Annotated in this window: 16 protein-coding genes and 5 pseudogenes; 15 read left to right on the plus strand and 6 right to left on the minus strand. The window is 36.2% G+C overall.

The window, feature by feature from the left end; all coding sequences use genetic code 11:
• Nucleotides 1–72: 72 nt before the first annotated feature.
• From fdhF to fdhD, 5 genes are all read left to right on the plus strand, one after another.
• A complete protein-coding gene (gene fdhF, locus AC3ANL_RS09345; protein WP_488328942.1) occupies nucleotides 73–3054 on the plus strand; it encodes a formate dehydrogenase subunit alpha in 2982 nt (993 codons plus the stop codon).
• Entirely contained in the window at nucleotides 3029–3526 is a 498-nt protein-coding gene (locus tag AC3ANL_RS09350; protein WP_488328943.1) for a helical membrane plugin domain-containing protein, read from the plus strand. Before fdhF ends, AC3ANL_RS09350 begins: the two co-directional genes overlap by 26 nt.
• A 16-nt stretch (nucleotides 3527–3542) precedes the next feature.
• A complete protein-coding gene (locus AC3ANL_RS09355) occupies nucleotides 3543–3752 on the plus strand; it encodes a heavy-metal-associated domain-containing protein (RefSeq protein ID WP_488328944.1) in 210 nt (69 codons plus the stop codon).
• A 15-nt stretch (nucleotides 3753–3767) separates the two neighbouring features.
• Nucleotides 3768–3899 (plus strand): hypothetical protein, encoded by a 132-nt coding sequence (locus tag AC3ANL_RS09360; RefSeq protein WP_488328945.1) that lies wholly within the window; start codon nucleotides 3768–3770, stop codon nucleotides 3897–3899.
• A gap of 151 nt (nucleotides 3900–4050) precedes the next feature.
• Nucleotides 4051–4845, plus strand: coding sequence for a formate dehydrogenase accessory sulfurtransferase FdhD (gene fdhD / locus AC3ANL_RS09365; RefSeq protein WP_488328946.1), 795 nt, complete (start codon nucleotides 4051–4053; stop codon nucleotides 4843–4845).
• Between the two features lie 290 nt (nucleotides 4846–5135).
• Here the strand turns inward: fdhD and AC3ANL_RS09370 are convergent.
• A pseudogene (locus AC3ANL_RS09370) lies at nucleotides 5136–5723 on the minus strand (LysR family transcriptional regulator substrate-binding protein).
• Nucleotides 5724–5956: 233 nt separating this feature from the next.
• Between AC3ANL_RS09370 and AC3ANL_RS09375 the strand changes: the two are divergent.
• Nucleotides 5957–6232, plus strand: a pseudogene (locus AC3ANL_RS09375) (UbiX family flavin prenyltransferase); the annotation flags it as partial.
• Nucleotides 6233–6392: 160 nt separating this feature from the next.
• Here AC3ANL_RS09375 and AC3ANL_RS09380 read toward each other — a convergent pair.
• Nucleotides 6393–7055 (minus strand): TetR/AcrR family transcriptional regulator, encoded by a 663-nt coding sequence (locus AC3ANL_RS09380; RefSeq protein WP_488328947.1) that lies wholly within the window; start codon nucleotides 7053–7055, stop codon nucleotides 6393–6395.
• Nucleotides 7056–7289: 234 nt separating this feature from the next.
• Between AC3ANL_RS09380 and AC3ANL_RS09385 the strand changes: the two genes are divergently transcribed.
• Complete coding sequence (locus AC3ANL_RS09385) at nucleotides 7290–7928, plus strand: nitroreductase family protein (RefSeq protein ID WP_488329692.1); 639 nt, start codon at nucleotides 7290–7292, stop codon at nucleotides 7926–7928.
• Nucleotides 7929–7959: 31 nt separating this feature from the next.
• Complete coding sequence (locus AC3ANL_RS09390; RefSeq protein WP_136356277.1) at nucleotides 7960–8256, plus strand: putative quinol monooxygenase; 297 nt, start codon at nucleotides 7960–7962, stop codon at nucleotides 8254–8256.
• Nucleotides 8257–8376: 120 nt separating this feature from the next.
• Here AC3ANL_RS09390 and AC3ANL_RS09395 read toward each other — a convergent pair.
• Together AC3ANL_RS09395 and AC3ANL_RS09400 are read right to left on the minus strand one after the other, a co-directional pair.
• Nucleotides 8377–9372: pseudogene (locus AC3ANL_RS09395) on the minus strand (IS3 family transposase); the annotation flags it as partial.
• Nucleotides 9348–9740, minus strand: a pseudogene (locus tag AC3ANL_RS09400) (helix-turn-helix domain-containing protein); the annotation flags it as partial. The pseudogenes AC3ANL_RS09400 and AC3ANL_RS09395, both read right to left, overlap by 25 nt.
• Nucleotides 9741–11132: 1392 nt before the next feature.
• On the opposite strand from AC3ANL_RS09400, the pseudogene AC3ANL_RS09405 reads away from it, so the two are divergent.
• The 7 genes and pseudogenes from AC3ANL_RS09405 to AC3ANL_RS09435 all read left to right on the plus strand — a co-directional run.
• A pseudogene (locus AC3ANL_RS09405) lies at nucleotides 11133–12104 on the plus strand (FAD-dependent oxidoreductase); the annotation flags it as partial.
• Between the two features lie 1048 nt (nucleotides 12105–13152).
• On the plus strand, nucleotides 13153–15000 hold the full coding sequence (locus tag AC3ANL_RS09410; RefSeq protein WP_488328948.1) for a sigma-54-dependent Fis family transcriptional regulator: 1848 nt from the start codon (nucleotides 13153–13155) through the stop codon (nucleotides 14998–15000).
• Between the two features lie 555 nt (nucleotides 15001–15555).
• The gene (locus AC3ANL_RS09415; RefSeq protein WP_488328949.1) at nucleotides 15556–16650 is read left to right on the plus strand and encodes an LLM class flavin-dependent oxidoreductase; all 1095 of its coding nucleotides are present in this window, start codon (nucleotides 15556–15558) and stop codon (nucleotides 16648–16650) included.
• Between the two features lie 219 nt (nucleotides 16651–16869).
• Nucleotides 16870–17931: an alpha/beta fold hydrolase gene (locus AC3ANL_RS09420; RefSeq protein ID WP_488328950.1), complete on the plus strand. Its 1062-nt coding sequence runs from the start codon at nucleotides 16870–16872 to the stop codon at nucleotides 17929–17931.
• A gap of 108 nt (nucleotides 17932–18039) precedes the next feature.
• Nucleotides 18040–18540 carry a flavin reductase family protein gene (locus AC3ANL_RS09425; RefSeq protein WP_488328951.1) on the plus strand — a complete coding sequence of 167 codons (501 nt, stop codon included), beginning with the start codon at nucleotides 18040–18042 and terminating at the stop codon, nucleotides 18538–18540.
• A gap of 122 nt (nucleotides 18541–18662) precedes the next feature.
• Nucleotides 18663–19100 carry a riboflavin kinase gene (locus AC3ANL_RS09430; RefSeq protein WP_488328952.1) on the plus strand — a complete coding sequence of 146 codons (438 nt, stop codon included), beginning with the start codon at nucleotides 18663–18665 and terminating at the stop codon, nucleotides 19098–19100.
• Between the two features lie 2 nt (nucleotides 19101–19102).
• Nucleotides 19103–19405, plus strand: a complete 303-nt coding sequence (locus tag AC3ANL_RS09435; protein ID WP_488328953.1) for a hypothetical protein — start codon at nucleotides 19103–19105, stop codon at nucleotides 19403–19405.
• A gap of 451 nt (nucleotides 19406–19856) precedes the next feature.
• Here the strand turns inward: AC3ANL_RS09435 and AC3ANL_RS09440 are convergent, their stop codons facing one another.
• Both AC3ANL_RS09440 and AC3ANL_RS09445 read right to left on the minus strand, forming a co-directional pair.
• Nucleotides 19857–20111 carry a Shedu anti-phage system protein SduA domain-containing protein gene (locus AC3ANL_RS09440; RefSeq protein WP_488328954.1) on the minus strand — a complete coding sequence of 85 codons (255 nt, stop codon included), beginning with the start codon at nucleotides 20109–20111 and terminating at the stop codon, nucleotides 19857–19859.
• 972 nt (nucleotides 20112–21083) lie between these two features.
• Complete coding sequence (locus AC3ANL_RS09445; protein WP_488328955.1) at nucleotides 21084–22019, minus strand: amidohydrolase family protein; 936 nt, start codon at nucleotides 22017–22019, stop codon at nucleotides 21084–21086.
• Nucleotides 22020–22049: the final 30 nt, after the last annotated feature.

A 22049-nucleotide genomic window follows, 5' to 3' on the forward strand; every position in this document is an offset into this window, starting at 1 on the left:
TGCATATAGAATGAATCAGGAAGTAAAAGTCAGGAACTGTAGCTAAATAACCGGAATATAGGAGGAAACATCGTGGAAGAGTCAACCTTTTTAGTGGAGATTAATGGAAAAGGGTACGAGGCGAAACTGGGTCAAACCATTTTAGATGTCGCCAGGGAAAAAGATGTCTTTATTCCTGGTATTTGCTATCACTCGAACTTAGGAACTATTCAAACATGTGACACTTGCTATGTAAATGTGGGCGGTGAAATGGTTCGTTCTTGTGCTACAAGAGTGGTGGAAGGAATGAAAATCGATAGCCTTTCACAACCAGTCAAAAATGCACAAAATGAGGCCATGAACCGAATTTTAAAGAACCATGAACTTTATTGTACGGTTTGTGATAACAATAACGGGAACTGCACTATCCATAACACAGTGGAACTCATGGGAGTCGAACATCAACAATACCCGTTCGAAGCAAAACCGTACCCGCCTGATAATTCACATCCATTTTACCGATATGAGCCAGATCAATGCATATTGTGTGGTAGATGTGTGGAAGCATGTCAGGACTTGCAAGTAAATGAAACCCTAACCATTGATTGGAGTAGAGAGGCACCGCGTGTTATTTGGGATAATGATGTCCCAATTGATCAATCATCCTGTGTTTCGTGCGGACATTGTGTCAGTGTATGTCCATGTAATGCTCTCATGGAAAAATCGATGTTGGGGAACGCAGGCTTTTTAACAGGCATTCCTCCTAAAATTTTAGGGCCGATGATTGATTTAACGAAAGAGGTTGAGCCAGGTTATAAAGAGATTTTTGCCATATCCGAGGTAGAAGCATCCATGAGAAAAGAAAGGATTAAACGCACGAAAACCGTTTGTACATATTGTGGTGTCGGCTGTAGCTTCGAGGTATGGACAAAAGGTCGTGAAATTTTGAAAATTCAAACAGATATAGAAGCACCGGTTAATGGAGTGTCCACCTGTGTAAAAGGGAAGTGGGGTTGGGATTTCGTCAATAGCAAAGAGCGATTGACAAAGCCATTAATTCGAAACGGGAATGAGTTTGTTGAATCCACCTGGGAAGAAGCACTTGATCTCATCGGGGAAAAGCTTGGACATATCAAAAGAAAATATGGACCAGACTCCATTGGATATATTGCTTCATCAAAATGCTCCAATGAGGAAAACTATGTGTTCCAAAAATTAGCCAGAGCAGTAATGGGCACAAACAATGTTGATAATTGCTCGAGATATTGTCAATCGCCCGCTACAGCCGGTTTGATGCGAACGGTCGGTTTAGGAGGGGATACTGGAACGATTGAGGACATCATGGCATCAGAATTAATTATCATTATTGGGGCAAATCCTGCAGAATCCCATCCTGTATTAGCAACGCGAATCAAACGAGCCCATAAACTACATGGACAAAAGTTAATTGTAGCAGACATTAGAGAAAACGAAATGGCACAGCGGGCTGATTTTTTCATTCATCCAAAACCGAGCACGGATTTAATATGGCTGTCAGCGGTTACGAAATACATTCTTGACCAAGGGTGGGAAGACAAAGATTTTTTGAAGAATCGTGTAAATGATTTTGAAAAATACGTAGCATCTCTCGAAAAATTCACTTTAGGTTACGCCGTAGAAAAAACAGGTCTTACAGAGGAAGAATTGATAAGGCTTGCGACGATGATTCATTCCGCCAAATCGGTTTGTGCTTTATGGGCAATGGGCATCACTCAACATATGGGGGCAACAGAAACTAGTACGGCTATTTGTAATCTCCTTTTAATAACGGGTAATGTGGGCCGACCAGGTACCGGCGCCTATCCACTCAGAGGCCATAACAATGTTCAAGGTGCATGTGATTTTGGAACAATGCCAGCTTGGATGCCTGGCTATGATCCAGTTCAGGACCCTCAAGTACGAGAGCGCTATGAAAAAGCATGGGGCGTGAAACTTCCGGAAGAGCCTGGTATGGACAACCACCATATGGTTGAAGGAATGGACAAAGGAAAATTGAAAGCACTATATTTGTTTGGTGAAGATATGGCCCTTGTCGATGCAAATTCAAACCATGTGGAAGCTGGATTTGAAAAGTTGGAGTTTTTTGTCGTTCAGGATGTTTTCTTTAGTAAAACCGCACAGTTTGCTGATGTAGTTCTCCCTGCTGCACCAAGCCTTGAAAAGGACGGCACGTTTACCAATACCGAACGAAGGATTCAGCGCTTCCATAAAGTGTTTGAGCCGCTCGGAGAATCTAAGCCGGATTGGGAGATTATTCAGGAAGTGGCCAATCGGCTTGGTGCCAATTGGAATTATAAACATCCAAGCGAAATTATGGATGAGGCTGCAGGTCTTGCTCCATTATTTGCCGGAGTAAGCTATGAACGTCTGGAAGGATGGAATAGTCAGGTATGGCCTGTATCGAAAAATGGTAAAGATACACCGCTTTTATACAAAGAACGATTTGCATTACCTGAAGGCAAAGCTAGATTGGTGCCAGTTGATTGGATACCGCCATTTGTTGCGGGCGAAGAATATGATTTGCATTTGAATAATGGCCGTTTATTAGAGCATTTCCATGAAGGAAACATGACGTACCAATCTGAAGGATTAATTCACAAGGTTCCTCATCCATGGCTAGAAGTATCACCTGAACTTGCACATGAAAGGAACCTGGAGGACGGTTCTTTGGTTGGGCTCACTTCTCCATATGGACATGTTGAAGTAAGAGTCATTGTCACGGACCGGGTAAAAGGAAAAGAACTTTATTTAACGATGAATACGAGAGAAGAAATTGAGGCAGTAAACCGCTTAACAAGCAGTTACCACGATATCATCACCCATACTCCGGCATACAAGGAAGCAGGTGTAAAAATGGAAGTCATTGAAACCGAGGGAGAATCTCCACTGCCAAGACATAATCATCGGTATGGAAATAGGGTTCCACAGTTAAGTGTCAAGGTGGAAGATAAATGGAAACGTTCGGATTACACTCCAATCCCAGAACTCATTCAATTAAGGGGGGACGAATATGGCAAAGGCCATCACGCAAATTAGGAAAGAAATTCCCAACCAAGAAATGGAACAATCACAGGCAGTTTCTGAAATCCTTCAGGAGCTGGCTGCTAATAAGGAAGCCATTTTGGAAGCTATTAGCATCATAAAGGGGCTTCACGAGACGAAGATATTGGAAGCCGTACATTCTATGATCGAGCAGAGAACAGAGATTGGTGCTATCGCTATTCAACAGGTTAACCAGCCAACCATGCACAATGTTATTAAAAACGGCATGAGCACTTTTTCGTTTTTAGGCTCCTTACAGCCCGAACAGCTCACAACGATCCTAGATGGACTTAAGAATGGGCTAAAACGTCTTTCTAATACCGGTCAAAAAGGTGAAAAGCAAAGCCTTTGGAAATTAAGAAAAAGACTGTGGAGTCCAGAAATACGCGCAGCCATGACAACCATGGTTGATTTTATGGATGGAATGGGCGAATCTTTTTTGCGTAACAGGCGGGAAAATCCATAAAGGAAGGATGATCAGCTTGGAAACAAGTGTTGTTACAGTAAAAAATATGGTGAATCAGCAGGATGCAGATAAAGTTTTACAAGCCTTGGAACATGTATGGGGTCTAAGCAGGGCTGAAGTAAAACTCTCAATAAACCAAGCGGTTTTTACTTATGATGAACGGATGGCGTCTCCACAAGATTTTGAACAAGCAATTATTGAAACGGGATTTGAAATTGCTCATTAATAGGAGGTGTCCGCAATGAAAATTTGCGAAGTATGTGGTTCAAAAGAAGAAATGGAGAATAATGGTCAGGAAACAATTGAATCGGTCATCCTCCATATTTGTGAAAGCTGTATAGAAGACCGCAAATGGCACACTTTTGAAAACTGAGCATTTTGTAAGAAAATCAGGTTGTGTTTCATTCATTTAACGTGTTTTGATAATATTGATATGAACTTGAAACAGTTTATGGAATAAAAATGTACGAGTAAAATAGGTATCCTAAGATCATCCAATCTGTTCTACTGCAGGTGAGATAACATTGAAACCAATAGAGGTTAAACGGCAGATTCTTCGGCTTGGAAAGGGAATTACCGAACATATAGAAGACAGTGTCGTAACTGAGTATCCAGTAACAATTAAAATTAATGGGGAAGAATTTGTCACACTTGTATGTACACCTGAGTATATCGAAGATTTAGTTGTAGGATTTTTGGCTTCCGAAGGAATCATACGGAGATATGATGAAATTGAAGATATTTGGACGGAAGAAAACAACGGATTTGTCCATGTGAAAACAAATAAAATCAATCCTTATTATAAAAAATTTCATAATAAACGCTATGTAACCTCGTGCTGTGGAATGAGCAGACAGGGATTTGTTTTTGTTAATGACTCCATAAATGCCAAGAAAATGGATTCCTTCAGCCTGAAAATATCCTCTGATGCCTGTTTTAAGCTAATGAATGAGATGCAACATTCATCCATAATTTTCAAAAGTACAGGGGGTGTACATAATGCTTCATTATGTAAGGTGGATAAAATGATTTTAAACAGAATGGATATCGGACGTCACAATGCATTGGATAAAATTTACGGACACTGTTTAAAAAATAATATTTCACTTCATAACAAATTACTCGTGTTTAGTGGACGGATTTCATCCGAAATCATATTAAAAGTAGCGAAAATTGGCTGTGAGATAGTTCTGTCAAAATCAGCCCCAACTGAACTTGCGCTACAGCTTGCGGAACAGTTGGGTATTACGACAATTGGCTTTGTCAGAAATGAGACATTAAATGTGTATACCTGTCGTGAAAGGCTGGATGTCGTGTAAGACCTAATAAGTGGAACTAATTATTACTCATACCATCACTGAATTATCGAATTATGAAAACAGGCGTAATCAAGGTGGTATCAAAAAATAAAGTATAAAAATTGGATTTAAATCGATAAACTCTTAATACCTTATTTCCAGTTATATCTTTTTAAATTAAGAATGAAAAAACCTCATTTAGATTTGTTACAGTGAACCGTACCATAAGTAAATGAGGTTTTTGAGAAAAAAGTAACAACACCTCTAATTTGATGGAGAGGTGCTTACTTCTAAAAATAAAAACGGGTCACTTAAAATAAATTGATGAAAGTCTCCTTAAAGTTTTGTGCAGTTTTGGACATGAAATGATTTTCTATCCATATAAGTGCAGTATCGGATTTAATTTTAGGCATAATTTCCGCATATGATAATGATTCTTGCAGTTCTAATTGCACAGCTATTTTAGGAACAATGGCAATTCCTATCCCTGAATCCGCTAATTTCATCAGTGTTGTTACATCTGGGCTTTCACAAATAATCTTTGGATTAAATTCATGGATGTTACATGTCTCAACAAACTTATGAAAAACACTATAATCCCCTTGCCCATGCAGTACCAAAAGAGGATATTTCTCTAATTCTTCAATTGATATGGTTTTTCCCTTAAAGATATTCCAATTAGCTGGTTAGATGGCTACAAGTGGGTCAGATTGCAACGGATAGATTGAAATGTTATTAGCATTTTGGGACTGCAAAGGTAATCTTATGATACCCAGTTCAATTTCTTTACTTTTCAGAAGATCCTCTACTCTTTGGGAATCTTCCTCAAAAAGTTGAAAAGAAACGTCAGGATACTTTTCTTGGAAACTTTTAAAACCGGAGGAAGGTAAGGTACACAAGACATAACAGTCCCAATAGATAGTTTTCCTCTAATACCTTCTTGTTCCTCCTTTACCTCTGTTACCATTTCATTAATAGAATTTAAAACCTCTTTGGCTCTTTTATAAAAAGTCAGTCCAGCAGGTGTTAATCCAAATCCCCCTTAATCTCGTTTAATTAATATGACACCCAGTTCTTCCTCTAAAGACTTCAATGCATACTTAGAGGAGGTTGAGCAATATGTAAACGCTTCGCGGCGCGAGTGAATTTAAAAGAACGCAAAAAGTTGGTATTGGTGACACGGGAAACACCGCTCAACGATATTCATCTTGAGAATATGTTGGCTTTATCTCGTATGGGAACCGTTATACTCCCTCCAATGCCAGCATTTTATAACCACCCTGAATCGCTAGATGACATAATTAACCATATTGTATTTCGAACACTGGATCAGTTCAACATACATCTGCCCGAAGCTGAAGAAAAACGTTGGAATGGTTCTATCAAAAAAGAGAATAGCAATTTATAATTTAAATAGTCTACTGATGCCAATTCATCATTAAAAGCATTACCGACATGTTTTTTTACAGTTAAATTACACTAGAAACAGCCTAAAGCTTAATAAAAAGATTTAGGCTGTTTCTTAGGTGGCTGACCCCACCAGCGAGTAAGAGTCTTTTTTATAGTCATTAGATGGCTGCCAGCTTTTTGAGGATGCCTTCCATCATTGCATTAATATCTTCATGCTCCGTGTTTTGCAAGTACTCGGGCTTTAAGATCTGGGTTTTCTTCGCCACATAATAATCGAATAGAGCCTGTTTCAATGACAATTCCTCTTCCACTAAAAAGGATGTATTCACCAATTTCCCTAGTACAGTTTCATCCTGAATAATTAAGATGGATGGATTTAATTGATTAAAAACTTCTGCATTCATGCCATTTCGATAAAAGGTATGAATGGCAGATAGTTGTTCTTTTCTTGATTGCATCTTTTTTTCATAAAGATTCCTACAGCTTCTTTTTAAATCAGTCAAATAAATATCTGAAGCATAAGCAGCTGAAAAAACAGCTTGTTCAAACACTTTTTGGAAACGAAGTGGATAAGATAACTCTTCATTGGAAATGGTTTGACCAGCTTCATTTATATAATCAATACAGAGATTAGTCAGCTCCATAATAATGTCTTCCTTCGAAGAAAAGTAGTTATACAAGGAAGCCCGGCTTAAATTCATCGTTTTTGCGATATCTTGAATGGTAAGGGAAAGGAATCCTTGAGTCCGAACGACATGGATTAACTTTTTTACATAGGCTTTTCTTATCATCTGTCTTTCATCAGGTGCAATTTTTCTCAAACTACCACTCCCTTTATCAGGAAATTATATCATAATCCAATGGTGTTCATTCAAATTCTGATATTCCAATTCTTTTCAGTTTACAACTAAAAGAAAGTGGAGTAAGTTTATACGTAGTTAACATTTTAGACATTTTATAATATTTTTGTCTAAAATGAATAAAAAGTATTTAAAGACCTCAAATATTATAAACAATAATCAAAACGAAATGAGGAGAATATAACAATGACTTCTATGACTACAGCACAAATAACGAATGATTTTAATAAAATTGTGACAGAACGCCGTTCCATTAAAAATTATGATAAGTCCGTAAAAATCTGCCATGAAGAAATGACAGAAATTCTTACATTAGCAACACGTGCTCCTTCTTCTGTTAATATGCAGCCATGGCGCTTTCTTGTGATTGAGAGCCCTGAGGCAAAAGCAACACTTGCCCCACTGGCACGTTTTAACCAAACTCAAGTTGAAACATCATCAGCCGTTATTGCTGTTTTTGGTGATATGAATAATTTTGAGAAATTTGAAGAAATCTACGGAGCAGCTGTAGAGAAGGGATTTATGCCTTTAGAAGTAAAAGAAGGAATTCATGCTTCCTTTTCAGGCTATTTTGAAACGATTTCACGTGAAGATTTGAAAGATGTTGTTTTAGTGGATGGCGGACTTGTATCCATGCAGTTAATGCTTGCTGCCCGCGCTTATGGATACGATACAAATCCAATCGGCGGATATGAAAAAGACAAAATTGCTGAAGCATTTGGATTGGAAAAAGACCGTTATGTTCCGGTTATGTTAATCTCTATTGGTAAAGCAGCAGATAACGGACATCCATCAGTTCGTCTGCCTATTGATCAAGTCGCGCAATGGAAGTAATGAAATGTAAATAAGAAGGGATTGACGTTCGATGATTATTATTCATGCAACATTCCATATAAATCCTGCGAAACAGGATTTGTTTCTAGAGGAAATTCAGCCGTTAATTGCTGCCTCAAGAGAAGAAAACGGAAATATTTCATATCGCCTTCAAAAAGATACAGAAAGCGAAAATGTATTTACGATGGTGGAAGTTTGGCAGGATATGCAAGCTGTTGCCAATCATAACTCAAGCGAGCACTTTACCAAGTTCGTAGCAAATGCAAAGGACTTTTTGACTGCACCATTAGAGGTTAAAGCATTTGAGGGGCAGCCATTAAAATTATAGATTTCGGCCTCTTAAATAGAATGAAATGGTGAACCGTATCATAAGTAAATAAGGTTTTTTTCCAAAAAGAAAACAAGCCTACTCAAGAATGAACTGAACCAATAAAGTTAGACAAATATTTTAGGCTACATTGAGGACCTGAGCTCGGTATTCTACCGGACTTAGGTCTTTTAATTTTGCCTTTATTCGTTTGTGATTATAATAGTGAATATAGTCTTCTAATTCTTTTTCAAAATGCTCAATACTATCAAACTCCTGTAGATAAAGAAGTTCAGACTTTAATAAGCCAAAGAAATTTTCAATAACTGCATTGTCCAAACAATTCCCCTTGCGAGACATACTTTGCGTAATCTGGTGCTGTTCTAATGTTTTTTGATACTGCTTCATTTGATACTGCCATCCTTGATCTGAATGGAGAATTACTTGGTCCCCAGGTTGAAGACGCTCTATCGCTTGATTTAACATATCGCCAACTAATTTATAAACAGGTCGTTTCATCACAGTATAAGCGATTATTTCTCCGTTACATAAATCAAGTACTGGTGAGAGGTAACGTTTCTCACCGAATAGGTGGAATTCTGTAACATCGGTTACCCATTTTTGATTCAGTTTCTCGGCAGAAAAATCGCGGTTTAATAGGTTTGGAGCGATTTTTCCTACATTTCCTTTATAAGAACGATACTTTTTCATTCGTACCAGGCATTTTAGGCCGATTTCATTCATTAAACGATTGATCGTTTTCGGATCGTGATGAAATCCTTTTTTCTCAAGTTCTTTCGCTATACGACGGTAACCATAACGACCTTTGTGTTCATGGAAAATCACTTTGATAGCTTCTTTTACTTCGGCATATTTATCAGCTTGATTTAATCGTTTTTCCCAATAATAATACGTACTACGTGGAATGTCAGCGACTTCAACTAAATCCACGACTTCATACTGATACTTTAGTTCAAAAATTACTTTCGCTTTGATTTTGTTTGTAATTTTTCCTGCATTTGAACTAAAGCATTCAACTTTTTTAGGTAAGCATTTTCCATTTCTAATCGGGAGATTTTCTCTTGTAGTGCTTCGACTGACCCTTCTGCAGGTATTGTTCTTTTTGAATCGATTTTCTTTGCCTTCTTTTTCACTGGTGGACGCCCCTTTTTCTTCTGTTCTAGGGCACCAATTCCACCTTGTTCAAATTTACTTCTCCAATTTCGAATTAGTCTAGGAGATGAAATATTGAATATAGCCGCTGCATCGTAAGATGATGTACCCGTTTCGTTCATATAATTCAGTACATCCATTTTAAACTGTAGAGAGTAGCTTGTATATTTTTTTTGAAAAGCTTCTATACCTTGTTGTTCATAAAGTCGAATCCATCCACTCACAATACTAAGGGATACCTTTGCCTCCTGCGCAATCGCCTTGATAGATTCGATCCCATGTAAATACCGTAAAACAATTTGTATTCTTTCTTCAACTGTAAATTTGGCCATAAAAAAACCCCCGTAAACGTTAGAATGGTGTCTAACATTTACGGGGCAGTTCAGAACATTAAATCTTGAATAGGCTTTTCTTTAAAGCTGCAAGTAATGTTCTTTAGCTGTATAGACTTGTCAAATATGATTGATTATATCAAGAGACATTTCAACTATGCTATTTTTAAAAATGAGGAAATATAAACCTCATTTAGATAAAATACGGTGAACCGTATCATAAGTAACTGAGGTTTTTTAAGCTTGGAGCTACTAAAATGTAGACAAACTTTTTTAATATGGGCCCCATTCAAAAGGAATACCAGCTTTTGAAAAAATCAATTGCTACGGTAGAAACTAAAAGGGATAGGGTACTATGCTTATTTGAAGAAGGGGTACTGAAATAGGCTGAATTGGTTGATCGCTTAGGCAAATTGAATGAAGAACGGTTATGTCCACTAGAGATGCGGCTAGACCAAGAAACCAAAAAGAAATTTCATTCAATATAGTAAAAGAAGTAATGACCAACTTTGAGAAGAGTTATAAGGAAAAAATTAATACAGAACTAAGAAAACATTATTACAATTAATTATTACTAAAAACACTTTTTTTACAAATAAATAGTTTCACATTGTTTAACTGTGTTAGAAAAGGGAGTGAGGTTTTTGTTCTTTGGAAGAACCAAAAGGCTATATTAACAATTTATGGACATTGTGGACCAAAGGCCAGAATTAAAGAATGGAGCTATTGTTTGGTGTGATTTGGGTTAGGGTTCCGCTGAGCATACAGGTATCTATATTGGGGATAATAGAATTATTGAGTTAACTGGGGGATGGGAATTTAAGGAAGTTGAGTCTCGATGAATTTGTAAACTGTAGCGATTATAGAACAGTTATTAGTCTTTATTCGCTTTGCGACGTTTATGGCGAAGTTTTATCGGATAGTCTTATTGACTATAGAGCAAATAAATTTTGGGAAGAAAAAGAAAAAAGAGGTTACAATTTACTTTTTGATAATTGTCATCAATTTACTGCTGGATGTATTACTGGTAATTTAGTAAATCCATTTAATACATTTGAATCCTTAAAAGTTTTAATAATAATCAATATTAATAGAGCATTTATAACATCGAGAGTTGTATATTGAAATTCTGATTAACATATAAAATAACTTATATTTATTTTGGAAACCACCTACTAAAGTGATTACTACATTCAAATAAGAGATATTACTATAAGTAAGAGAATTGTGAGGAAACCTATTAGGTTATTTTGCAATTCTCTTTTTATTATCAGCATAAAAGCCAATTTATCTGCATGATACTCTCTTTATCGAGAAAATGCCTTTACAACCAAACTACCGAAGAACAGTAGGAAAAGGGTAATAATAAATTTCGCAATTGATATTAACCATACCATATCAAGACCAATTGAGCTGCCGAGATTTCCGTTTAGTGATAGGGTACTTTCATCAACCGGAGCATTGAGTCTGCCAGAAGTGCCAAAAAGAATGGTCGTTGTTGGTGGAGGTTACATAGGAATTGAGCTGGGGCAGGCATTTGCAAAATTCGGATCGAAGGTAACAATTCTTGAGGGAGAGAGTTCAATTCTAGCCAGTTTTGATAAAAGGTTGGTAAGCGTGGTTAATCGAAATTTGAAAAAAGCGAACGTTAATGTTTTTACCCGGGCAACAGCGAAAAGTTATGTAGAAAAACAGAATGAAGTCATAGTCACTTTCGAAGAAAATGGGGCAGAAAGGCAAGTCGCTGCTGACTATGTTTTAGTTACAGTCGGGCGAAGGCCAAATACAGTGAATCTGTCTTTGGATAATGTTGGTGTAATCGTTAATTCCAAAGGATATATAGAAGTTGATCAGCAATGCAAAACGAATGTATCGAATATATATGCAATAGGGGATATTGTGCCAGGTCTCGCTTTGGCACATAAAGCCTCGTATGAAGGCAAAGTAGCTTCAGAAGCTATTGCAGGTGAACCAAGTGTGGTCGATTACCGTTGTATACCCTCTGTAGTCTTTTCTGACCCTGAGATTGCTTCAGTTGGTCTTTCTGAGAAAGAGGCAAAGGACAGAGGGTATGAAATAATAGTAGGAAGATTCTCCTACACTGCAAACGGAAGAGCCTTAGTGTTAGACGTAAAAGAGGGATCGGTTACGCTGGTAGGGGATAAGAAAACAGGAGCAGTATTAGGGGCTCAGATTGTAGGCGCAGAAGCATCAAATTTAATAGCGGAAGTCGCACTAGCGATTGAAATGAGAGGAACTACATTTGAAGATATAGCCTCTACCATTCATGCCCATCCGACCCTCGGAGAAATGGTAATGGAAGCAGCGGAGAATGGAATCGGAATGGGTATACATTCTTTGTAAGAAACATGAAAAAAGTGTAAATGTAGGAGCTATTGACAATCTAAAAGGTTTCTCGAAAACCTGTTTAAAATTTTATTCATACAGTTTTTTGAGTTGGTGGAATTAAAATGATGTGCCGTAATGATAAGAGTTAAATTTTGCTCCCCTTCGGTATGTCTTCTATTGGTAACATCGTGTTCACGAAATACAAATAAATAGTTAAAAGATAAGATAAGAAAGGATAAATATAAAATCCTAAACGCTTATTTCAGAAGGTTTCCGGAGGTTATGAGATTATTGAAGATAAAAGCGTCCTATCTTGACAGGGTTGGATGCTTTTATTTCTTCGAAAAGCTCCTCTTCTCAAATATAAAAGGTGCTATTTGGCGACAAGCTTAGCAATTGGAAAAATAAAAAATGACAATAAAAATTATTATGAGGACCCTTTAAAAGAGGATATGCAGATATTGTCGGTAACATTAGGGTTAGCTCAAAAATATATATGGTTTGGTAACATTTTGGTAACATTCTACAAATAATTATGATAATTAGAAATTACAAAAAAATATTGAAGATTGGAAAATCACTTGAGAAATAAGGACTTACAAAGATTAAAGATAACTAAAAATAGCTAGAAAAAACACTCTTCCTCTAACTTCAAAACTGCTTGAGACCTGCGTGCAAGGTCTGGTGGGTTCGATTCCCACGCAGTCCCGCCAATCCAGTTATATCAAGGTTTCTGAGGCGATTTTAGAAGTTGAGAATAAAATTTTTTTGTCCCAAAATACGTAAAAATTACAGAAGTGGACACCAATTGGACACAAGGTCAACTTACATATGATTTAGTTGAATTTGCTGGGTTTAGACAGCATTTTGTAATGTTTGGTGGCACATTGGTTGCAAAAATCTATTAGAATACTGTAATCGCAAACGATTGATAAATATAAGAAAATGCCTTACAATATTATTGATAATATATAATATTTTGAATATTACGACCAATCTATGGGGTTTAATTATCTTCTATCATAGAATTTAAGGACTTCTTTTAAAGGAGATGATTACATAAATGAATGATTTCATCATTACAAAAAGTACCTGGAGCCGTTTTGTAAAAGAAGGGGTTGTGGACACATCCAGGATTTCCAACAAAATTTTAGAGTCATGGTACCGGTCTAAAATAAATAATGTAAACCCTTATCTTGAAAAAGTGACACATATTTTAAGCGACGAAGATCTTTTGAAAAAAAGAGAAGAAAATAATCGCTTATTACAGTTGGCCAGTTCCTATATTAATTCGTTGAACGGATTTTTAAAAGAAACAGGAACAATCCTGATTTTAACAGATTCAGAGGGATATGTATTAAAGGGCTATGGTGAAGATAAAACCGTCAAATTTGCAAGAGACTGGAATATCATTAACGGAGTGCGATGGAATGAAAAAGAGCTGGGGACAAGCGCCATTGCTACTGCTTTGGAAATAAAAGAACCTATTCACGTTACAGGCGTTGAGCATTTTTCCAAAGCTTTTCATAACTGGACGTGTTCTGCCGCACCGATAAAAAATAATCAGGGTAAATTAGTTGGAGTTTTGGGTATTTCTACTACAAGAAAGCAGCTTGATTTAAAGTTGCTTAGTATGGCTGTGTCGACAGCATATGCTATTGAACTGAAATGGAAAGTACAGCAAGAGAATGAAATGTTAGAACTGCTTAAAATGTTTTATAACAGGATAGAGAAAAATCGGGAACAATCTATCGTTATCTGTGATCGGGATGATTATTTTGTAACAGCCAGTTCATCTATTATGGAAATGATTAAGGATGAAATTGTAGAGTATAAAACTCAGATTTCAAAATTGGAGAAGATTGGCCTTAAGGAAAAAAGCAGAATCCCTATTAATATAGATGGGAAATTATATGGTTATGAAATTTATGTTACCCTTAAGCAAGAAAATGCAGACATGGGTAAGAAAAAGGTATATTTTGAAAACGTTTTCAAATTTGTGGGTGAAGAAGGAAGAAGCGAGAAGTTCAGGAAAGTAATTAGTGATTTGAAAAAAGCATCAAAATACGACATAACTGTATACATTCATGGAGAGAGCGGAACAGGAAAGGAAATTGCTGCGAAAACGATTCACTTAAATAGTAATAGAAAAAATAACCCTTTTATCGTTCTTAACTGTGGTAGTATTCCTGAATATCTATTGGAAAGCGAATTATTTGGATACGAGGAAGGAGCATTTACGGGAGCAAGAAAAAAAGGACACAAAGGAAAATTTGAACAGGCTGATGGTGGAACTATTTTCCTGGATGAAATAGGTGATATGCCTCTTTCGATGCAGGTTGCTCTTTTGCGTGTTTTGCAGGAAAAGGAAGTCGTTCCGGTCGGAGGAACTCATGCAAGGGCTGTTGATGTCCGAATAATTACCGCAACAAATAAAAGACTGGAAACGCTGGTTGAAGAGGGGAAATTTAGAAGAGATCTTTTTTATCGTTTAAATGTTTTTAACATAAATCTTCCTTCCCTTAGAGAAAGAAAGGAAGACATTCCAAGTCTGGTAAATCACTTTCTTAAAATAAAACCTTGGGATGTTACATTTTCAGATCAACTAATGGACTACCTTGTCAATTATGATTGGCCTGGTAACATTCGCGAACTTTTCAATGTTCTTGAAAAAATGAAAGTATTGGCCGATGATGGCGAACCACAACTTCATCACTTTTCTCCTTATTTTCTTCAAGGAAATCTGGTTGATAATTCTATTTCATTAAATAACTATAAAAATAAAGAAAAAGATAAAATGATACGGGCATTGGAACAAACAGAGGGAAATGTAACTAAAGGTGCAGAATTAATTGGTATGCCAGTAAGTACATTTTATCGCAAATTAAGCAAATATAAAATATCAAGGTGATTAGTGCAATACTTATCACCTTTTTTGATTTTATACAGTATCAATGGCTGTATCGTTTAAATTCCACCATATACTTAATCCATAAAAGTACAGTTGGAAAATCCCCGAAACGAGTTAGACTGACAGGCTATCTCCTCTCACTCGCAGTCTGATTATCAGAAAGTAATCAGTCGAATGGCGCCATATTCTTTCTATTTTCTCACAAATTCTCATAAATTCTCAAAAATTATCATTTTTTCTAATATGACATCATCTTTTCCAACAAAACAAAAATAGAAAAAACAAAATTATGACAATTTGATGGCACAAATGTAATTAATAAATTTTATTAATAAAGTAATTTAGCTCATATCTGGGTAGGGACTTGTTTAGTTTCTTTTAGGATCTTATCGTCATAATACAAATTTAGTTAAGTGTTTGGCATTCATTTTTATAGCAGGAAAAATATTTTAAAAAAGAAAATAAAAGAATGGTTTGTAGTCACATTTGTATGTATTTGAATTTGGCACAGAATCTGCATATTACTTCTATGAGTTACAAAATAACACTTAGGAGATGATTTTAGTGAAATTAGGAATGTTTTTACAGCCATCACATCCACCAGAAAGAAATCCTTATGATGCCACGGAATGGGATCTAGAGGTAATCCAATTGGCAGATCAATTGGGCTACAATGAGGTTTGGATCGGAGAGCATTACACTTCAACTTGGGAGCCCATTCCAGCTCCGGACTTGATGATTGCTCAAGCTCTTAAATCAACGAAACAAATTAAACTCGCACCTGGTGCTCACCTTTTGCCTTATCATCATCCAGTAGAATTGGCTCACCGGGTCGCATATCTTGACCACCTTGCCCAAGGACGGTTGATCCTAGGAGTAGGTGCAGGTGCGATACCAACGGATTTGGAGACATTTGGTGTAGAATTTGGAGAAAATAGAAAGATGATGGCGGAAGCATTAGAAATTATGCTGAAACTATGGAAAGAAGAGGAACCTTTTGAATTTAAAGGGAATTATTGGAGCGCAAATAAAGTAAAAGGCAATGACATCTTAAAACCGCATATGAAGCCTTTCCAAAATCCTCATCCGCCAATTGGCGTCACCGGACTTAGCCCTGGATCGGAAACACTAAAAATGGCAGGGGAAAAGGGATTTATTCCTATGAGTCTGGGCAATAACCTTGAGTATATTGCCAATCACTGGAAGGATGTCGAAGAAGGGGCAAAAAGAAGCGGAAGAAACCCGCAGCGAAGCGACTGGAGAATTACACGTGATGTGTTTGTAGCAGATACCGATGAGGAAGCACTCGAAGAATCTTTACATTCCATGATGGGCAGACATTATCGAGAATATTACTTACCTTTGTTTAGACAACTTGGAGGAATTTCAGTATTTAAACATAAAAGTTCTGTAGACGATAATGAAATTACACCAGAATACGTGGCAAAACATAACTGGCTGGTCGGCTCTCCTGATACGGTCGCAACTAAATTTGCCAATCTTTATGAAGCGGTTGGCGGTTTCGGAACTTTGCTTGTCGTTAGCTACGATTATAGCGAACAACCTGAATCGTGGAAAAAATCAATGCGTTTATTAAAGGAAGAAGTATTGCCGAGAGTTGAACACAAGTTATCAAAAGTAATCATATAACACACCAAAAGATTTGCACCTTAAAAAAGGACAATTTTTTTTGGTTGCAGTGGGTGCTACGAAACTTTCCAACTAGGTTAAGAAAGAAATTTAACCGAGGACAAGTTTCATGATCCATACCTCAATAATCCCTAAAAAGGTGATTATTGAGGTGTTTTTGAAGTTTAAAGCAGACTTTAATTGCCATCTCAGAGTTTTAATGAAGAACATTGAGGGAAGGTGGTTTTTTTGATTGATAACAACTTTTATTCTCAAGAGGTTCATGGACCGTATCATTTCTATAATATAGGAGACTTTGAATTAGAGGACGGTTGCAAGATTCCTGATTGTAAACTGGCTTTTGTTACGTTTGGGGAATTGAATGAGGAAAAAGATAATGCGATTCTCATTCCTACATGGTATTCCGGTACCAATAAAAGCATGGAAACCTTTATAGGGAGTGAAAATGCACTAAATCCAGATCATTATTTTATTATTATTGTCAATCAAATAGGAAATGGACTGTCAAGTTCACCTCATAACACACCAGCTCCTTTGAATATGGGTAATTTTCCAAAAGTTCGAATTAGTGATGACGTTCGTGCTCAACATAAGTTACTTACCGAACATTTTAATATCAAACAACTGGCTCTTGTTGTAGGAGCTTCAATGGGAGCCCAGCAAACATATGAGTGGGCTCTGCGATATCCTGATATGGTTAAACGTGCTGCACCGATTGCGGGAACAGCAAAGAATACCCCCCACAACTTTTTGTTTACCGATATATTAATGGAAGCAATCACATCTGACCCGAACTGGAATAACGGGAATTATCAATCATGCACGGAAGTTTTAAATGGACTAAAAAGACATGCGAAGATATGGGGGGTAATGGGGTGTAGTACTGAATTTTACAAGCGGGAAGCCTGGCGGCTATTTGGTGTAGACTCTTTAGATGAATTTTTATCAGACTTTCTTGAAGCAAATTATAAAGTTAAAGACCCAAACGCCCTTCTTTGCATGGCGTGGAAATGGCAACATAGTGATGTGAGCAGAATCACCAACGGGAATCTGAAAGAAGCATTTGACAGGATCAAAGCGAAAGTCTACGTAATCCCAATTGATAAAGATATGTTCTTTCCACCTAAGGATTGCGAAGAGGAGCAAAAAATGATACCGAATAGTGAATTTAGGGTGATTCATAGTATTTGTGGACACTACGCTTTATTTGGAGCTGAAGGTACAGATTTTATGGATCAAATAAATAAACATCTTAATCAGCTATTAGCTACCCCTGTATAGTGAAACACTCAACAAGAATATGAGGGGTCTCCAACTTTTGAATTTCTTAGTAGGTACTAATGAAAGATATTATGGTGGGAGGATTTTAAAGAACAAGGAGGGATAATAATGAAAAAAATAGAAAATCAAAAACTATTTAAAGAGGTAATGGGAAACTATCCGACCGGTGTTACAGTGATTACTACAACTGACAAGGACGGGAAACCTGTTGGATTAACGGTTAATTCTTTTGCTTCCGTTTCTTTAGAACCACTTATGATTCTTTGGTCAATTGATCATAATGTATCAACCATAAAATCGTTTGTAGAAGGGGAGAAGTTTGTAGTTCATATTCTAGCTGGGGATCAGCAAGAGCTATGTAAAACATTTGCTAGCAAAAATGTAGATCGTTTTAGTCGGTGTAATTGGGAATTTTCTAAAAATTTACTTCCGATTATTGATGGTGTTTTCGCAGTTCTTGAGTGCGATACATTTAAAACAGTTGAAGCAGGGGATCACACTATCTTAATTGGAGAAGTTACTAACATTAGAATGGAGCAAAAAGAGCCCATGCTGTATCATCGTAGACACTTTGCAGCAATACCGTCAGAATTCTATGTAGCGAAGTAACTTTTTTTTACGTGAAAATGATTATTCCAAAAATGATTCATGGGAATCTTCTATCAAAAATGGAGATTTTGAACTTGCATAGGAGCGAGTTCAGCACTATGACCAAAAAGGAGGAGATGTCTATGACAGCTATTGGGAATGTATTGGATCAATTAGATGATACATTATGTTCATTTAGTGGTTTGGTTATCAAAGGAAGACAATTGGGAACAAAAATGGGATTTCCAACAGCGAATATATCGGTAGAATTGAATCACATGCACTTAGATTGTGGTGTATATGGAGTGAAAGTTGTTTATCAGGAACAAGAGTATGTTGGAATAATGAATGTTGGCCAGAGACCAACTTTCAATAGTAAAGACTTAACCATTCATTATGAAGTTCATATTTTTGATTTTGACAAAAAGATTTATAATCAAACCCTAATTGTAAATGTTTGTTTTTTTGTAAGAGAAGAAGTGCCATTTTTAAATCTGGATTCACTTATAAATCAAATAAAAAAAGATATTAGAAATGTTAATAATCGATTTAATTTAATAAATCAAAAAATGAAAGTTTAACAATGATTGGAGTGTTTGGTATAAAACTTAGTCCAGAACACCAATTTAATGTAGCGGATTTATCCTTTTTCAAATTTTGTCATGAAAAGTATGGGATTAATAAAGGTGTTTATAATTGTATAGATGCCTGGCTTTACAATGAAGGTTTCATCGATATCATTCATCGACGTAAAACAATTTTATCATTTCTTAGATTTATTCAAATCAATTACAACCACTCTGGGATGAATTCTATTAAGTTTGGTCATGGTGGACTGACACCCCGTTTAAACGAATATATGAAAACAACGAAAAAATTGGGCTAAGCACGATATACGTATGTTTGGGATATGTCGCAGGAATAAAAGTTAAAACTAAGGAGGAAATTTAATGAACGAGTTGGGCTTTTTTAAGAACCCTACCCAGATTACATACGGTTCCGAACGCCCAAGGATAGTTAAAAAAATCAATATTGTGTGATGGCAGGACTATTCTTAATACAGATTATTAGATTCGTATAATATTTTTCCAGATACAAGTAAAGAAATAGATTTAATTTTTTAAACCGAAGGAGTTAAAAAATTGTTAAGATGCTTGAAAGCTCACTAACCAGGTTGTAAGGATGTATCTAATAGATAAAGCATCCGTACATGACGGGGGAGGCTAAAAATAGGAAAAATACTTAGGGTAGATACCTGTTAGCACTGAAGAACAGGCTAATGGTTTTGGGTTGGAGACCCAAAGGACAAGTATTTTGGACTATGCAACTGCAATCGGCTATGAAATTAAATGATCAATGGCGTGATTAAAATCGTGGTGGAAGGTAATTTGTTCTGTATTTGATGTGAAAATTCTTTTTTTGGGATCTTCAAGTTCTACTAATACAAAATAATTAAAATGTAATCCATGATTAAGCAAAAAAGGAGTATAAACAAGCTCAGTATTGTTTTCTAAAAATCTTTGAACATCATTCTCATTTAACTGTTCATCTTCTAAAACGTTGTTAAATTGTTCAATCAGTATTTCTTTCACCTGAAAGCTCACCTTTCTATACCATAAAAATTAATGTGTACGTACAATAAACGTTCATATTAATTATACCTAATTTTGGTTAATTTGATAAAATATAATCTAAAATAGATGCAAATGTTACCAAATAGGAACATTTTCGCATTTAAGTATTTGTTGCCAAAACAGCTGTTATATGGAACAAATAAAACAGAAAAACCCCTTGAATTGAAGGGGTTTTTAACTTATAGGTAATGATTAGAACGTCCGACCTCCAGTTTAGAAATGCGATATTTTGCATCTAGTTGGGCCTATATATCACGGTGGAAAAACGAGATATGGCTCAAATTTTAATCAACAAGATATAGCCTTATTTTAAAAGTCAAAGCACCTTTTAAACATCATCTTTCAATCTTTAAAGCCTCTATTTTTGAACTGCTTTTAGAAAAATGAAAAGATAAATTAAGTCGGTAACTATAAACAATTTTCAAAAATCTAAAACCTATATGTTTGTGCTCAGAGAACCATGAGATTTAAATGATTGGCGTTAATTTTAGGCTAATGTATAGTGGTAACATTTTGGTCACATACTCAAAATAATTAGTGATTAATAGAAATAACAAAACCGCATTAAGATCTGATGAACCCCCGATTTTAATCGATTATGGATAATGTGCAATACTTAAGAATAACCAGAAATAACTTATTTTTTCTAACTTCAAAACTGCTTGAGACCTGCGTGCCAGGTTTGTAAGTTTCGTATTTATGCAATCCTTGAAAGGGTAGAATCCACTTCGGGTTCTTAAATTTATTTATAAGTTGCAGCAAATTAAAAAATCTAAAAATGTATGCTCTCAAATTACTTAATATTGCCTTTAATAGCGCTTTCGAAAGTAGCTGTTATTCAATACGATCAATTTTCAACCCCTACGAATAAAATCACCCCAATCACAACCATTAATAAAATTGAGTATATAGACTTAAATTTTTTTGTTATTATTCTAGTAAAGAATAAGTCGCTGCTTGATTATTTCCAGTCGGAGGCCAAACACATAGGTCAAAAGGATAATCAGATCCTGGTACCACCCGATCTTCACCCACGCTTTTGATTAAGAAATCCAAACTTTCCTGACTCCACAGAACCGAATCATACCAAAAGCGTTTCAAATATTCTGATGGTGGAGCCTGTAGTTTAGACGAAACAAGTCCCCATTGTTCAAACCCCTTGTTAAGTCTCCCAATCTGATACGGCAGGAAGCCTCCCCCATGGGCAAATAAAATCTTTACATTAGGGTATTGATCAACGATCCCGCTTAACAAAAGATCAGTTGCACAAATCGTTGTTTCCCAAGGTACACCAATTAAATTTGGCATCATTCTTCTTTTTAATCTGGAATCCTCACATAATAATGGATGAATGAAAACAATCGCTTTTAGTCGATTCGCTTCTTCAAAAAAAGGTGTAAAAAATTCATCTGATAACATATGATCTGATAATCCAGGTCCGATAATGACTCCTTTTAATCCAGCACTAATACCATCGCGTAGAACGGCTGCCGCTTTCTCAGGGTTTGTAAGTGGGACAGTGCCTAATGCTGATAGTTTTGTAGGATTTGAATTTGTCCACTGTGCTAAAGAACGATTGTAAACAGTAGAAATATCCATGCAAATTTCTTCAGGAAAATCATACATGAATAGTTGTGGTATTGGCGATAGAAGTGAATGTGTAACACCTGCTTTTTCCTGCTCGGATAAATACAGATCAGCATCAATAAACGCTTTTTTTAACTCAAATCCCCACTTATCATTTACTAGTAAAAATTCATCTTTGTTTTCTTCTTTTTTAATCCATTTTGCATTAACAGTATGTTGGTGATCCTTAATCCAGCTGATCACATCAGGAGGAATAAAGTGTGTGTGAAAATCGAACATAACAAATCTCCTTTTTGGTTGAAAAAATTT

The sequence above is a fragment of the Neobacillus sp. DHD-1R genome (assembly GCF_057747995.1).

Coding starts and splice junctions, on each gene's coding strand:
- AC3ANL_RS09410 (WP_488328948.1), top strand. CDS start 13,153: ATGAATGATTTCATCATTACAAAAAGTACCTGGAGCCGTTTTGTAAAA.
- AC3ANL_RS09385 (WP_488329692.1), top strand. CDS start 7,290: ATGACTACAGCACAAATAACGAATGATTTTAATAAAATTGTGACAGAA.
- AC3ANL_RS09445 (WP_488328955.1), bottom strand. CDS start 22,019: ATGTTCGATTTTCACACACACTTTATTCCTCCTGATGTGATCAGCTGG.
- AC3ANL_RS09430 (WP_488328952.1), top strand. CDS start 18,663: ATGACAGCTATTGGGAATGTATTGGATCAATTAGATGATACATTATGT.
- AC3ANL_RS09360 (WP_488328945.1), top strand. CDS start 3,768: ATGAAAATTTGCGAAGTATGTGGTTCAAAAGAAGAAATGGAGAATAAT.
- AC3ANL_RS09415 (WP_488328949.1), top strand. CDS start 15,556: ATGATTTTAGTGAAATTAGGAATGTTTTTACAGCCATCACATCCACCA.
- AC3ANL_RS09425 (WP_488328951.1), top strand. CDS start 18,040: ATGAAAAAAATAGAAAATCAAAAACTATTTAAAGAGGTAATGGGAAAC.
- AC3ANL_RS09350 (WP_488328943.1), top strand. CDS start 3,029: ATGGCAAAGGCCATCACGCAAATTAGGAAAGAAATTCCCAACCAAGAA.
- AC3ANL_RS09435 (WP_488328953.1), top strand. CDS start 19,103: ATGATTGGAGTGTTTGGTATAAAACTTAGTCCAGAACACCAATTTAAT.
- AC3ANL_RS09390 (WP_136356277.1), top strand. CDS start 7,960: ATGATTATTATTCATGCAACATTCCATATAAATCCTGCGAAACAGGAT.